The following is a 14,519-nucleotide window of genomic DNA, read 5'->3' as shown; positions in this document are numbered from 1 at the left end:
TTAGAACTCTTCGTTTCCACAAGAATAGTCAAGAATCTTATTTAATCTCTATAACCATTACTCTTTTTGATGATGTTTCTACAAGTTCTGACTCTATGTCTTTGTTTTCTATGAGTACTGCGTGAACTACTCTGGAATGGTTGATGGGATTTAATGTCTAACTAACATTTTACCACTTGCATGTACTGGATGTTCTCCTTTAGATGTAAGAACAGGTATATGTCCATTAATAATATGAGACGTTCTGAGTAAAGTCCAAAATCATGAAAAATCATATTATAGATCCTTTCTTCTTCATAGAATAAATAATAAGGATTACGATGTTCTTTCCATGTGGATTCATCTTATACGTAATACGTTCAAACGTCTTAATATTTCTATCTAACAAAAAGTATACTCTTGTTTAAAAGTTATTACTAGTTAACATATTGTAAAGAAAATAACATACATTTCTATTTTAGGATAAGTTCATTATACGTTTTCTTTCTTCATCAATCATATTTGTTAAAGAAGTTGAATCTATTTCAATATTATTGACAGCAGCTGATTGATCAGCAAACGCATTAAAGACATTTGTCTTTCGTGTAAGTATATCGGTAATTCTTTCATCAATCGTATCATTACATAACAAGCGATAAACCAATACATTTCTTGATTGTCCCATACGATAAGCTCTTGAAATAGCCTGACTTTCAATAGAAGGCTTAATTTGAGGTTCACAGATGATGACTACACTGGCAGACTGAATATTTAGCCCTGTGCCACCTGCCATAATTTGTGACAGTAGTACACTACCTGCAGGAGCCGATTCAAACTCATCAATGATTTCCTGACGATGTTTAGGAGAAACAGAACCATTAATAATTTCTGTACATTGATTGCCTAATAGTTTTGAAATCTTTCTTATCGTATCTAGATAGAATGAGAATACAATGACTTTTCTTCCTTCTTCTTTCGCTTCTTGAATAATTTCCAACATTCTACATGCTTTACTTGAGTCGTGAAGATCATCTACTCTCCAAGATACCTGACGTATCTCATGATGATTATGACCTCCTTTACTTAAAGAATCATAATATTTACACTGTTCTTCATATCCCATTTCACACCATTCTTCATTTTCTAGTAGTTCTGGTAATTCAGAAAGTACATCTTCACGCTTTCTACGATAATAAACAGGTGCGATTGTTTCTCTAAATAGTGGTGCAAATGGCATCATCTTCATATTATTGATTTTCTTTGCGATATCAGGTTGAAGAATAGTAATTAAACGAATCATTTCATCAATATTATTTTCTAAAGCTGTCCCTGTCATAAATAGAAGTCTATCTGCATGTTCACATAAACGCTTTGTATTAATTGTGCGTTTTGCATCTGGATTTTTAATATAGTGCGCTTCATCTACAACCACTAGTCCACATTTTAATGACTTAGGTAATTCAAATACTGATGTCGTTTCATAGGTTGTCACTGCAATACCACCACTATTAATCCAATCTTTCATTCCCGAAGTTCTAGTGCTTCCATGAACCTTTATAGCTTGAATATCACAGAATTTCTCAATTTCTCGACACCAGTTGATTAGAACACTTGCAGGACATACTACAATAAAATGTGTTTCTCCTTGATTTCTTAAAGCCACCATTGTCGCGATAGCCTGAATAGTTTTACCTAGACCCATTTCATCACCTAGAAGTACTTTTCTTTGATGAAGAATATAGTTCACACCAAACCTCTGATAACGACGCAAGTTACAATGAAGCCCACCTAGAGAATAATCTTCAGTCTGGATTTCTTCCACAATATCTTCCGGTAAACCATATACATCATTTGACCCACCTATAAGTTCTGGAATAATCTCTTCTAGAAGTGTATTGAAACTAATAGGATTCTTTGTGAACTCATTCCAGGCATAAGTATCTGATATACTATCATGTAAATATTGATAATCATTTTCTATTTTATCAATGTTCTCTTCAAAACCATTTGATAATACATTTTGTAAATAATCATAACTTTCTATAGCTGCATTTTTTCCATCTGATGATGTAAATAGCCATCTAAAGAATCCTTTCGCGGCTTTCAGGTTATCTAATGCTTCTTCTCTTTTTTGTATGTTTTCTTCATATATTTTATCAAATTCTATACATTGGTTATTATTGTTTTTTAGTTTCAAAGTATTTAAGATAATTTCTGTTGTCTCAGATGTTTTATGATCAACACTTAGCTTTAGTTTAATTTCATCTTTAGTCGCTTCTAACGTTCCTGATACTATATTTTTAACAAGATGTGCTTTTTCTTCACTAATCCCTTTAATTTTAGAAAGAGAATAGACAGAAGCGTAATAGACATCCGCATAACTATTATAACCATGCGTTCTTAACAATTTAACACGTATCCCTTTCTTACCACGGTTTAATTCTTCGACAGGAATACCTTCCAGCACCTCTATTGATTCATTTTTTAAATATTCCTGTGATGCTTGCACAATATTTTTCTGGTATTTCTTGCTTCTCTTTTCATACTTATTTCTATTCTTCTCAATTTGATTAAAACGAGATAACACATCTCTTGCATCCGCAAAAGAAAACTTTCTTTCTAGCTTCATATTTACTTCCTTTCCTCCAACAAAAAAGAATCTATTCAGACTCTCCCTTATTCATCATTGAACGTATCTTCTGCATACGTTCATCTAATTTAGCACTTTCTACTGAACAGTCATAAAGTTCCTGAGCAATAAGTTTTGCTTCATCTTCAGGAATATTCTTCTTATAGCGTAATTTATGTTCCAAACTTGCCCAGAAATCCATCGCAATAGTACGAAGCTGTACTTCTACATAAACATACTTCTTTGTCTTCTGTAAGAAGATTGGTACCTGTACAATTAAGTGTAAACTACGATAACCACTAGGTTTAGGATTTTTAATATAATCCTTCATCTCAATCAAAGTAATATCATCCTGTCTTAAGAAGCTATCTGCAAGTTCATAAATATCTTCAGGAAATGAACAAACAACTCTGACTCCTGCAATATCTCTTATATTTTCTTCTAATGATTCCATAGTCATCGGAATATTCTTGCGTCTTACTTTTCTCGCAATACTATCATATGATTTAATACGCGACTTGATGCTTTCAATAGGATTACCATCATATTCTAAAGAATATTCCTGATCTAATACTCTGAATTTTGTTTCTATCTCCATTACCGCACAACGATAATAAGACATTAATAAATCAAATGGTTTCTTATTCTTATCTAATAAATCTAAGAATTCATCAGAAAGAATACTCTGTCTCATGAATTCTTCTCTTTTTTGTTCAATGATTTTAAATCCACTTCTTTTTATATCTTCTAGATTTCTCATATATTCATCCTTCTTTCAATCTCTATCATTATAATCTATTTCTATGAAAAAAAGAACTGAGAAACCTCAGTTCATATGTTCAAGTGCTTTCTTGAATTGTTTTCTAAACAACAATACTGTAAATGTAATCGCAAAAAGATCTGCCACTGGTTCAGCTAAGTAGACAGCCATTGTCTTATCCACAAGTAATGCAGGCATAATATAAATAAATGGAATTAAGAGAATGAATTTTCTAGTTACTGCCACTATTACAGAAGCTTTCGCATTACCTAAAGCCACAAATGTCATCTGACAGGCAATCTGAATTCCAAATAATCCTACAACTGCCATATAGATTCTAAGTGCTTTAGTAGTAAAGAGTAAGAGTTCTTGTGCATTTGTAAAGAGTCCTACAAACATCTGTGGGAAGATCTGAATCAAAATCCAGATTGCCATTGAAAAGATAAGGGAAACCTTAAGTAATAATTTAAATGTCTTTTGAACACGTTCTTTATTCTTAGCCCCATAGTTGTAACTGATAATAGGCTGTGCCCCCTGTCCTAATCCCTGTAAAGGAAGCATCGCAAACTGCATAACACTAGTCAATATAGTCATTGCGCCTACTGCTATATCTCCTCCATATTTTAATAAAGAAGAATTAAAACAGACCTGGATGACACTCTCACTTGATTGCATCACAAAGGTAGAAAGACCTAAAGCAAGGCAGGGTAAGATGACTGAGTTATCTAAAGATAAGTTTTTCTTTTTTATTTTAAGTTTTGTTTTTTTGCCAAACAGGAAGCGAAGAACATAAAGACATGAACATCCCTGTGAGATGATTGTCGCAAGAGCCGCACCTTTGACACCTAGATTGAATCCAAAGATCAAAATAGGATCGAGGATGACATTACATAATGCCCCAATTACAACAGAAATCATCCCATTCTTCGCAAACCCCTGGGCCGTAATAAACATATTCATCCCCAGTGTTAATTGGACAAAAAGCGTTCCTATCGCATATATATTCATATAATCTACTGCATAAGAGATTGTATTACCACTTGCACCAAAAGCAAGTAGGAAGGTACGATTTCCAAAGAATAGAATAAGTGTTAATACAATAGAGACAATAATCTGTGTAATAAAACAGTTTCCTAAAATCTTTTCTGCATGATCATGATTTCCCTGTCCCATATAAATAGAAGCACGTGGTGCCCCACCATTGCCTACTAGAGAGGCAAAGGCTGTCACAATCATAATAAGAGGCATACAGACACCAACTCCTGTTAAAGCAAGTGCACCAGTATGGGGAATATGGCCAATAAACATACGGTCTACAATATTGTAAAGCATGTTGATTAACTGTGCTATGACTGTAGGTAAAGCAAGTTGCCTTAATAGTTTACCTACTGGTTCAGTCGCAAGAAAGTCTTTATTTTCTGCCATATTAGCCTCCTATTCTTTGTGATTCAATAAAGATGAGATCTTCACTATTTTCTATTGTCAAAATACCATGACATTGATTAGAGATACATAATGGATCATGAGGTTCTAATGTATAACCATCAAGTGGATAATCACAATTCTTTAATGTGAGAATACAAGTCTTTTCAGTAAAGCAAGAGAAGTATTTATACTCAGTACAGTCTATCTGATGTATTCCTTTAGGCAGCAAATAGATTCTATTGATATCATCATAGAGTGTAATCTTAATATCCGGATGCTGTCTTAAATAAATGAGTACTCCTAGAAAATGATCAATACGTCCACCAATGACACCATAAAGATCTATTTCATCATAACCTCTATTAAGTGCTTCGCTAATGGCTAGTTCTGTATCTGTTTCATCCTTGTGTGTAGGAAAGCTCAAAACTTCTAGCCCCTCAAGGTATTCTTTATGTTCTAGAGAATCAAAGTCTCCAATTGCGAATAATGGTTTAATAAATTGACGGTGCAGATGTTCCAAACCACCATCAACCGCAATATAAGGGATGTCTTTGTTAAAGACATCCCCATTATTCATGCTTGCGTATAAGCCTATTTTCATTTGAGTGAATCAATAGCTTCCTGTCTATTTTCTGCCTTGAAGACATAGCTTCCAGCCACAAGAACATCTGCCCCAGCTCCACGGCATAGGTTGGCTGTATTTTCATTGATACCACCATCTACTTCAATAAGATAGCGTCTATCATTTCTGATTTCTTTTAATTCAGTAATCTTATCTAAGGCTGAAGGATTGAATGACTGACCTCCAAATCCTGGTTCAACACTCATTACAAGAACCATATCTAAATCATCTAGGAATGGTTTAACAGCTTCTACATCAGTTCCTGGTTTAATAGAGATAGAAGCAAGACATCCTGCATCATGAATACGCTGAATAAGGACACGTGCTTCCTGCACGCTTGATACAGCTTCAATATGGAATGTAATGAGATCTGCACCTGCATTGATGAATTCATCTAAATACTGACCTGGATCAGTGATCATTAAATGAACATCAATAAATAAATCAGTGACAGCACGAACATTACTCAAGATACTATAACCAAATGAAATATTTGGTACAAAGTGTCCATCCATGACATCATAATGAATCCATGACTTTCCTCCATCATAGATTGTATCAATATCTTCTTTAAGATGCGCAAAATCAGCGGATAATACTGAAGGTGCAATTTTAACCATATCGTTTATCTTTCCTTTCTTTTACCTGCTTTAATAACTGCAGATAATCTTCATATCTTGTTTGATCTATGTCTCCTGCTTCAACAGCTTCTTTCACAGCACACTTTGGCTCACTATCATGAAGACATCCCCTAAACTTACAATGATGAGATAATTCTCTAAAATCATGATAAGTAGTCGCAAGTTCTACCGGTTCCATCTTCAGTTCCAAAGAAGAGAAGCCAGGTGTATCGGCAATATAGCCACCATACATCGGAATCAGTTCAACATGTCTTGTCGTATGTTTTCCTCTTCCTAATGCCTGTGAAATTTCATTTGTCTCAATGTTCAATTCAATGTTTAAGGCATTCAAAAGACTTGATTTACCTACACCACTCTGTCCTGTCACGACTGTGACACGATTCTTTAAAAGTGGTTTGATTTCTTCAATCCCCTCATTTTCTTTACTTGATACAAAATATAGATCATATGCATTGTACTTCTTTTTGATAACCGGAACAAGTTCTCTATTAAGATCTATCTTAGTAATAATGATAATTGGCTTAATCTTCTCATATTCAACCATTGCGAGGAACTGATCAAGAAGCATCTGATCAAAATCCGGCTCAGCAATAGAAAATACAAGGAGAGCTTGATCTATATTACAAATAGGAGGTCTTTCTAACTGGTTATGTCTTTCATCAAGAGAAAGGATATAACCTGAACCATCCTTTTCTTCCTGGAAACTGCAGAAGTCTCCTACAAGAGGCTTCTGTCCTCTGTTTCTAAATTTACCACGTGCCTTACAGCTTACAACTTTTTCGCCTGTATCTACATAGTAGAATCCTGCAAGGACTTTTATAATCTGACCTTTAGTCATATATTCTCCTATTCTGATTGTGCATTCGGACTGGCGTCATCACCATCATCTTCTTCTGGTAAATCAGGCTGAGAAGGTGTTGTTGGTGGAGTAGGTTTCTTATCATAGTAATATAAGATAATTTCAGTCCCCTTGCTTGTTACCTGAGTATAAGGTGCAACAGACTGTTTAACGACTGTATTAACAGACATTGAGTTGATTGTTGCACTGTCAGTAGGTGATGGAAGAACAGATAATTTTACATTGGTGAAGCCCTGGCTTTCCAATGTTGATTTTGCGGCATTGATGTCCTGACCATAAAGTGATGGAACAGTAATAGTAACACCCTTAGAAACTGTTAAAGTGATAATCTTGCCTTTTTCATTAGGATCCTGTTTTTCTCCTTCAGATATAGACTGTCCAATAACGATACCTGCTTTATATTCATCATCAGACTTTTCATACTTCTTCACCTTATATCCAAGCTTGGTAAGTTTCTTATAAGCTGTGTCATAAGACACACCTGTATAATCTTCCATGATAATATATTTACCCTTAGAAAGAGTTAATGTCACGGTATCACCTTTATTAATAGCATGTCCTGCTTCAGGATCTGTGGCTACTACAAGACCTTTTTCATATTTATCACTTAATTCATAGTTGACATCATCAGAAACCTTATAGCCTTTATCAATCAATAAAGCTGTTGCTTCTTTTTCGGTCTTACCTACTAAATCCATCATCATGCCATCTTTATTACCACCAAGTAAGAAGAAACCTGCCACAATCGCAAGACATACAATTACAGCACCAATCGCTGCACCAATCGCAATCTTCTTTTTCTTATCCATTGGTTCTTTCTTCTTCTCATCCTGAGGCTTGATTTCTTCAATTTCTGTCTGTGTTGTTTCAGGATCAATAGGCGCCGTTTTCGTAAAGAACTGTGAATCGCTCGCAATAATAGTTGGATCAGTATTAACCTGGTCAAAAGTAAGCTTTTCTTCATCTAAACGTTCTAAACATGTGTCTAAATCATCTAACATATCATCCGCACACTGATAACGATTATTTGTATTCTTAGCAGTCGCTTTGATAATGATATTTTCTACTGACTGAGGAATCGCTGGATTATAAGCACGTACTGAAGGAATTTCATCACGCATATGCTTTAATGCGATATTTACTGGAGACTCACCATTAAATGGTACATCTCCTCTTAGTAATTCATAGAAGACAACACCTAAGGCATAAATATCACTCTGTGGTGTTGCTTTTTCACCTCTTGCGATTTCTGGCGCAAGATAGTGAAGTGAGCCCATGATCGTATCAGTCTGAGTCACCTGTGATAAAGACTGAATTGAGGCAATACCGAAATCCGCAATCTTTACAATACCAGAATCAGTAACAAGAATATTCTGAGGCTTCAGATCACGATGTACAATACCCATAGAATGTGCAAGTGCAGTTGCTGAAACAACCTGCTTCATAATATCCACAGCTTCAACATAATGAAGTGCACCACGCTTATTAATTAATTCTTTTAAAGTCTGACCACGTACATATTCCATGACAATATAGTAAAGATCATCTTCTTCACCCACATCATAGATTTCTACAATATTACGATGACATAATGCAGCCGCTGCACGCGCTTCACGATGGAAACGAGTGATATAAATAGGATCTCCTGTCAAAGACGAACGAAGTATTTTGACTGCTACTTCTCTTTTTAATATATCATCATATGCAAGATAGACATCGGCCATACCGCCCTGTCCAATAAGTTCTTTTAATTCATAACGATCAGCAAGAATACGTCCTTTTTCACTCATCTTATGCTTCTCCCTTCTCAATTAGTAAAACACCAATATTATCTAATCCGCCAAATTCATTGGCTGATTGAATGAGGCATTCAGTTTTTTGATCAACTGATGCATTTTTTTGTAGTATTTCTTCAATCTGTTGAGATGAGAGAGAATTATATAATCCATCTGAACAGAGTAATATTGCACGATAATCTTCTTCAATCTTATAAAAAGAAATACGTAAAGCTTCTTTAATACCAATAGCCTGCACTAAGACATTTCTTTTTGGATGATGTGAGGCTTCTTCTTCATTGATCAAACCTCTTTTTACAAGTTCATTCACAAAAGTATCATCTGCTGTAATCTGCTTTAATGTATCTTTATACAAATAAGCTCTAGAATCACCCACATGGGATACATAAGTATTCTTACCATCCATATAACAGATGACAATTGTAGTCCCCATGCCTGCATATTCACTATGCATATCGCTTTCCTTATTCACAAGATCATTGGCAGTTAATAGTAAAGATGAAATCCAGGCATGAATAGATTCATCATCTAGAAATGGTGAATGATCAAAGAAATGTTCAATCACATAACGACTCACAAGTGTTGAAGCAACTTCACCTGCAAGATGACCACCCATTCCATCACACAATACGCCAACGATTTCATGATTCTTAATTTTATAGACTGCTCGATCTTGATTCACTGACCTTTTTATTCCGATATCAGTCATCGCGGAGATAGCCATATTATGCTCCTTTCTCTCTCTTTGCACGTAACTGTCCACATGCACCATCAATATCACGGCCATGTTCTTTTCTTAAAGTACAATTAATATGCAAACGAATAAGTTCATCCTTAAATGCAGTAATTGTATGACCTAGAGATTGTTTATAGCCATGTTCATCTACAGGGTTATAAGGAATTAAATTGACATAAACATTTAATCCACGAAGATAATGCGCTAACTGACGTGCATATTTGATATCATCATTGACATCCTTCAATAAAATATATTCAAGAGTGACACGACGATTTGTACGTTCAATATATGTCTTGATTGCATCTCTTAAATCATCCATATTATAGCGTTTGTTGATAGGCATCAATTCATTACGGATTTCATCATTAGGTGCATGTAAGCTGATTGCTAGATTCACCTGGATTGGTTCATGAGAGAAACGTTCAATTCCAGGAATCAAACCACATGTAGAGATAGTGAGATGTCTTGCGCCAATAGCTAAACCATGAGGTTCATTGACTGTATAGATGAAGTTCATGACTTCATCATAGTTATCAAATGGTTCACCTGTTCCCATAACGACTACATGAGTTACCCTTTCTTTTAAATCATTCATAACAGTCAAGACCTGTTTCACGATTTCACCACTTGTAAGGTTACGCTGTTTCTTTAATAAGCCTGAAGCACAGAAGGAACAACCCATATTGCATCCTAACTGGCTTGTGACACATAATGAACGACCATAAGTCTGAATCATCAATACTGTTTCAATGAGTCCTCCATCTTCTAATTCAAGAAGATATTTAGTCGTACCATCACGTGCGACCTGCTTTTCCTTGATAGTTAAAAGCGCATCACTGAAATGGTTGGAAAGTGTTTCCTGAAGTTCTTTAGAAAGATTAGTCATCTGATGAAAATCATAGACATTCTTTACATAAATCCATTCATAGATCTGTTTCGCACGGAAAGGCTTCTGCCCCATCGCTTTTAATTCTTCTTTTAATTGTTCAAGTGTTAAGTCATAAATTGATTTCATCATACATCCTTTTCTAACAGACACATATAAAAGCCATCACTGTGATATTCAAATGGAAGTATAGTACGCTCTTCCACTACATGCATATCGGGATGCTTCTTTATGAATTTTTCAATCTGTTTTTCGTTTTCTTTTTTATTTATAGTGCACGTACTATACACTATATTACCACCTTTTATACATAAAGAATATGCATTTTCTAGTAATTTTGCTTGAATAAGAATGATTTCATCCATTGCATCCGAGTCATGGTACTTGATTTCAGGTTTTCTAGAAAGAACACCAAGTCCAGAACATGGACCATCTAAGAGTATTTTTGTATACTGCTTATCAAATAATGAAAGGTCTGTACTATCTCCTGTATGAACATGGATATTGGATAATCCAAGTCTTTTCGCATTGTCTTCAATAAGCTTTGCTTTATGTGGATAAAGATCATAAACGTCAATCAAGCCTTTATTATTCATGAGTATACCAAGATGTGTTGTTTTAGAACCTGGTGCCCCACACATATCCAAGACAACATCTTCTTCACCTGGATTTAATAAACGAGCTACCATCTGTGATGATTCATCCTGAATAGTAACCAGACCTTCTTTAAAAGCTTCAGTATGCGCAATATTGCCTTCTTTTAATAGCACACTATCTGGTGAGAGATAGCCTGGAGTAAACTCTGGATACTTCTTTAAGAATTCCTCGCGAGACATCTTATATGTATTCATACGGCCGCTTTTTAAAGGAACTTCATTATCAGCATGAAGAATCTTTTCTGTTGTTTCTTTGCCATATTGTGCATTGAACATCTTGACCATCCATAATGGATGACTTGTAGAAATAGATAAACGTTCATCATGATCCAAATCATCTAAAGATCTTGTTTCTTTAAAACAACTATGCAAAATCGCATTAATCATGCCTCCTGCTCTTTTATTTCTTCTTTCTTTAATAATTTCTACTGCTTCATTCACTATCGCATAATCTGGTGTATCTAAATAAAAATGCTGATAAAGGCTCATTAATAGAAGCATTTTCTCTACAACTTTTAAGCGAGTATGGATGTGTGGTTCTAATTGATATTCTAGATATAGACGATTCTGAATAGTCCCATAGACGAGGGTTGTAATAAGTCCTCTTTCTGATGGTGAGAAATCTTGAGTGAGAGTATGATTTAAAGTGATATTTAAATAACTCTCATTCTTTTCATAATCAATGAGTATATCTAATGCTGTATCTCTTTCTTTCATATTAATATGTGGAATACGGATTAAAATCGCATGCCACAATGACACCTCCTTTTCTTGTACGGTTATAATAATCATCGATGATACTTAATTGTTCATAGATTGGCTTAGATTCTATATATTTAATCAAAATTCTTTCACGATAGATATCTTGCATCTTAAAGGCCGGCTGAGGGCCGATAATGCGTACCTTTTCTAAATGTTCCTTTAAATACTTGCTGATATCCAAAGCTGTCAAATGAACATTCTTTGGTGTACGGGATTGTACAATGACTGATACAAGGTGACAGAATGGTGGATATTTCGCTTTCTTTCTAAATAACATCTCTTCCTTAAAGAAAGCTTCATAGTCCTGCTTCACAGCTGTCTTGATTGCATAATGTTCAGGATTAAATGTTTGAATCATAACAGTCCCCTGCTTATCTCCTCGTCCACTCCTTCCTGCCACCTGACATAATAACTGGAATGTGCGTTCAGAAGCTCTAAAATCCGGTACCATAAGAGACAGATCAGCCATAAGAACCCCTACAAATGTGACATTGGAGAAATCAAGCCCCTTCGCAATCATCTGTGTCCCAAGCATAATATCTGCTTTGTGTTCTTCAAAATCTTTAAGTAATTTTAAATGTGTATTCTTATTACGGGTTGTATCAAAGTCAAAACGAATAATACGTGCAGCTGGATATTTCTTTTCTAATTCCTCTTCTATTTTCTGTGTACCATACCCTATCTTTTTAAGATGCGTACTACCACATTCAGGACAGACTTGAGGTACAGAAGTGAAGTATTCACATAAGTGACATTTTAATCTGTTTTCCGCTTTATGATAAGTAAGTGTCACATCACAATGCGGACAGCGGATCGGTTCACCACATGATTCACATTTAATAAAAGACGCATAGCCTCTCTTATTTAAAAGAATCATCGCCTGTTCTCCTTTATTCAGAGTTTCTTCGAGTCGCTGCTGCATTCTTTGAGATAATAGTGAATAGTTACCCTGACGCGCTTCGTTACCCATATCTACCACTTCACAATAAGGTAATGGTTTACCATTAATTCTTTCTTTCATCTCAAATAAGCCATAGATTCCTTTTTGTGCTCTCGCATATGTTTCCACAGATGGTGTCGCACTGCCTAAGACAATCTTCGCATTATTTTTCTCTGCACGCATCTTCGCAATAGATAATGTATGATAACGTGGTGTATTGTCCTGCTTATAGCTCATATCATGTTCTTCATCCATAATGATAAGTCCTAGATTCTCAACTGGCGCAAAGATTGCAGAACGCGCACCGACCACAATACGGGCTTCACCCTTTTTTATACGACGATATTCATCATATTTTTCTCCCTGTGATAAACGAGAATGAATGATTGCCACTTCGTCATGAAAACGTTCTTTAAAAATACGTTCCATCATCGGCGTCAAAGATATTTCTGGCACAAGCATAAGTACTGTCTTATTCTTTTCTAACATCTTTTTTGTGAGCGCAATATAGACTTCTGTCTTCCCTGATCCTGTAACCCCATGAATAAGAGAAATAGTATGAGAGGTTTGAAGGATTCCCCTCACAACACTTTCTTGAAGTGGTGTTAAGGTAATTTCATTATTGACCTTTAAATCATTTCCTGTATAAGGGTTACGCTGTACTTCTTTATTATAAATCTCTATCAATCCCTGATTTTCAAGAGATGAGATGACACTTCTAGAATAAGGGATATCCTTAAGAAACATTTCTCCCTGATTCAAAAGCATACGAAAACATTCCTTCTGTTTCACTGTTTTAGGTGTTCCTGTATTGATTACTCTTACACATTGTCTCGTCTTAATACCAACCATTTTATGTGTAGAGGGTTTTAAAGTACCTGGCAGCATTGCCTGAAAACAGGCAATAAGTGGGCAAAGTGTCATCTTGGACATACGATGAGCCAGTGTTATTAATTCATTATTTAAGAGTGGTGCTTCATCTATGACAGAATAAATATAGGAGTATTTAAAGCCATCTCTTTCTTCTAGTTCTTTCTGCGTTAATTGAACTTCTTCAACTGATAAGACATAACCAACCACCTGACGATGATTAAATGGAACTTGTACACGGATTCCTGTAAGAATTGGTTTCTTAGATAAATAAGAAAAACCACGATCTAATGCCTGGACAGGATGTTCTATTAATACTTCTACCTTAAACATAAAATCACCTCCGTAAAAAAGAAAAAGCAGCCAGATGGCTACTTCATGTTCTCTTCGATAATCTTGACAATATCATCTTTAGCACGCATAACATCATCGTTCACCACTACATGCTTATACTGATCTTTTGTCGCAATTTCTCTTCTTGCTTTATCAAGACGTTCTTTAATAACATCTTCAGCTTCTGTTCTACGTCCACGAATACGTTTTTCTAATTCTTCCATTGAAGGTGGTACCAAGAAAATTGTAAGTGCATCTGGTACTTTCTTCATAACCTGAAGTGCACCTTGTACTTCGATTTCTAGTACAACATTCTTACCTTCATCTAGTAGCTGATCTACATAGGCTTTAGGTGTTCCATAGTAATTACCTACAAACTGTGCGTATTCTAGTAATTCACCCTGCTCAATCTTTTTCTTAAATGTATCAACATCTACAAAGAAATAATCGATTCCTTCTCTTTCGCCAGGTCTCTTATATCGTGTAGTCATTGAAATTGAATATGCAAGGTTTAATGATTCTTCTTTAAATAGTTGTTCTCTGACTGTTCCTTTGCCTACGCCGCTAGGTCCACTCAGGATAATTAGAAGGCCTCTTTTCACTTATCTACATCCCCTTTTTA

At 35.2% G+C, this 14,519-nt stretch carries 13 protein-coding genes; all 13 read right to left on the bottom strand.

The window, feature by feature from the left end; genetic code table 11:
* Nucleotides 1-150 precede the first annotated feature (150 nt).
* The 13 genes from NQ499_RS13640 to gmk all read right to left on the bottom strand — a co-directional run bounded on the left by NQ499_RS13640 (nt 151) and on the right by gmk (nt 14,499).
* Nucleotides 151-234, bottom strand: a complete 84-nt coding sequence (locus tag NQ499_RS13640; protein WP_407651060.1) for a fructose-bisphosphatase class III — start codon at nt 232-234, stop codon at nt 151-153.
* 223 nt (nt 235-457) lie between these two features.
* On the bottom strand, nt 458-2,608 hold the full coding sequence (locus NQ499_RS05010) for a DEAD/DEAH box helicase (protein ID WP_006505131.1): 2,151 nt from the start codon (nt 2,606-2,608) through the stop codon (nt 458-460).
* A 31-nt stretch (nt 2,609-2,639) separates the two neighbouring features.
* Entirely contained in the window at nt 2,640-3,368 is a 729-nt protein-coding gene (locus NQ499_RS05005; RefSeq protein WP_006505130.1) for a GTP pyrophosphokinase, read from the bottom strand.
* 66 nt (nt 3,369-3,434) lie between these two features.
* Nucleotides 3,435-4,793, bottom strand: coding sequence for an MATE family efflux transporter (locus NQ499_RS05000; RefSeq protein WP_006505129.1), 1,359 nt, complete (start codon nt 4,791-4,793; stop codon nt 3,435-3,437).
* 1 nt (nt 4,794) lies between these two features.
* A complete protein-coding gene (locus tag NQ499_RS04995) occupies nt 4,795-5,394 on the bottom strand; it encodes a thiamine diphosphokinase (protein ID WP_006505128.1) in 600 nt (199 codons plus the stop codon).
* Nucleotides 5,391-6,035, bottom strand: a complete 645-nt coding sequence (rpe, locus tag NQ499_RS04990; protein ID WP_006505127.1) for a ribulose-phosphate 3-epimerase — start codon at nt 6,033-6,035, stop codon at nt 5,391-5,393. The genes NQ499_RS04995 and rpe overlap by 4 nt, the downstream gene beginning before the upstream one ends.
* On the bottom strand, nt 6,028-6,894 hold the full coding sequence (gene rsgA / locus NQ499_RS04985) for a ribosome small subunit-dependent GTPase A (RefSeq protein ID WP_006505126.1): 867 nt from the start codon (nt 6,892-6,894) through the stop codon (nt 6,028-6,030). The genes rpe and rsgA overlap by 8 nt, the downstream gene beginning before the upstream one ends.
* An 8-nt stretch (nt 6,895-6,902) precedes the next feature.
* Entirely contained in the window at nt 6,903-8,705 is a 1,803-nt protein-coding gene (gene pknB / locus NQ499_RS04980) for a Stk1 family PASTA domain-containing Ser/Thr kinase (RefSeq protein WP_006505125.1), read from the bottom strand.
* A 1-nt stretch (nt 8,706) separates the two neighbouring features.
* Nucleotides 8,707-9,435 carry a Stp1/IreP family PP2C-type Ser/Thr phosphatase gene (locus NQ499_RS04975; RefSeq protein WP_006505124.1) on the bottom strand — a complete coding sequence of 243 codons (729 nt, stop codon included), beginning with the start codon at nt 9,433-9,435 and terminating at the stop codon, nt 8,707-8,709.
* 1 nt (nt 9,436) lies between these two features.
* Nucleotides 9,437-10,465 (bottom strand): 23S rRNA (adenine(2503)-C(2))-methyltransferase RlmN, encoded by a 1,029-nt coding sequence (rlmN, locus tag NQ499_RS04970; RefSeq protein WP_040389721.1) that lies wholly within the window; start codon nt 10,463-10,465, stop codon nt 9,437-9,439.
* Nucleotides 10,465-11,754, bottom strand: coding sequence for a 16S rRNA (cytosine(967)-C(5))-methyltransferase RsmB (gene rsmB, locus NQ499_RS04965; RefSeq protein ID WP_407651055.1), 1,290 nt, complete (start codon nt 11,752-11,754; stop codon nt 10,465-10,467). The genes rlmN and rsmB overlap by 1 nt, the downstream gene beginning before the upstream one ends.
* A complete protein-coding gene (gene priA / locus NQ499_RS04960; protein WP_006505121.1) occupies nt 11,711-13,897 on the bottom strand; it encodes a replication restart helicase PriA in 2,187 nt (728 codons plus the stop codon). The genes rsmB and priA overlap by 44 nt, the downstream gene beginning before the upstream one ends.
* 38 nt (nt 13,898-13,935) lie before the next feature.
* Nucleotides 13,936-14,499 (bottom strand): guanylate kinase, encoded by a 564-nt coding sequence (gmk, locus tag NQ499_RS04955; protein ID WP_006505120.1) that lies wholly within the window; start codon nt 14,497-14,499, stop codon nt 13,936-13,938.
* Nucleotides 14,500-14,519: the final 20 nt, after the last annotated feature.

Source organism: Catenibacterium mitsuokai, from assembly GCF_025148785.1.
GTDB classification, from domain to species: domain Bacteria; phylum Bacillota_I; class Bacilli_A; order Erysipelotrichales; family Coprobacillaceae; genus Catenibacterium; species Catenibacterium mitsuoka.
This window is presented reverse-complemented; position numbering and strand designations above follow the sequence as displayed.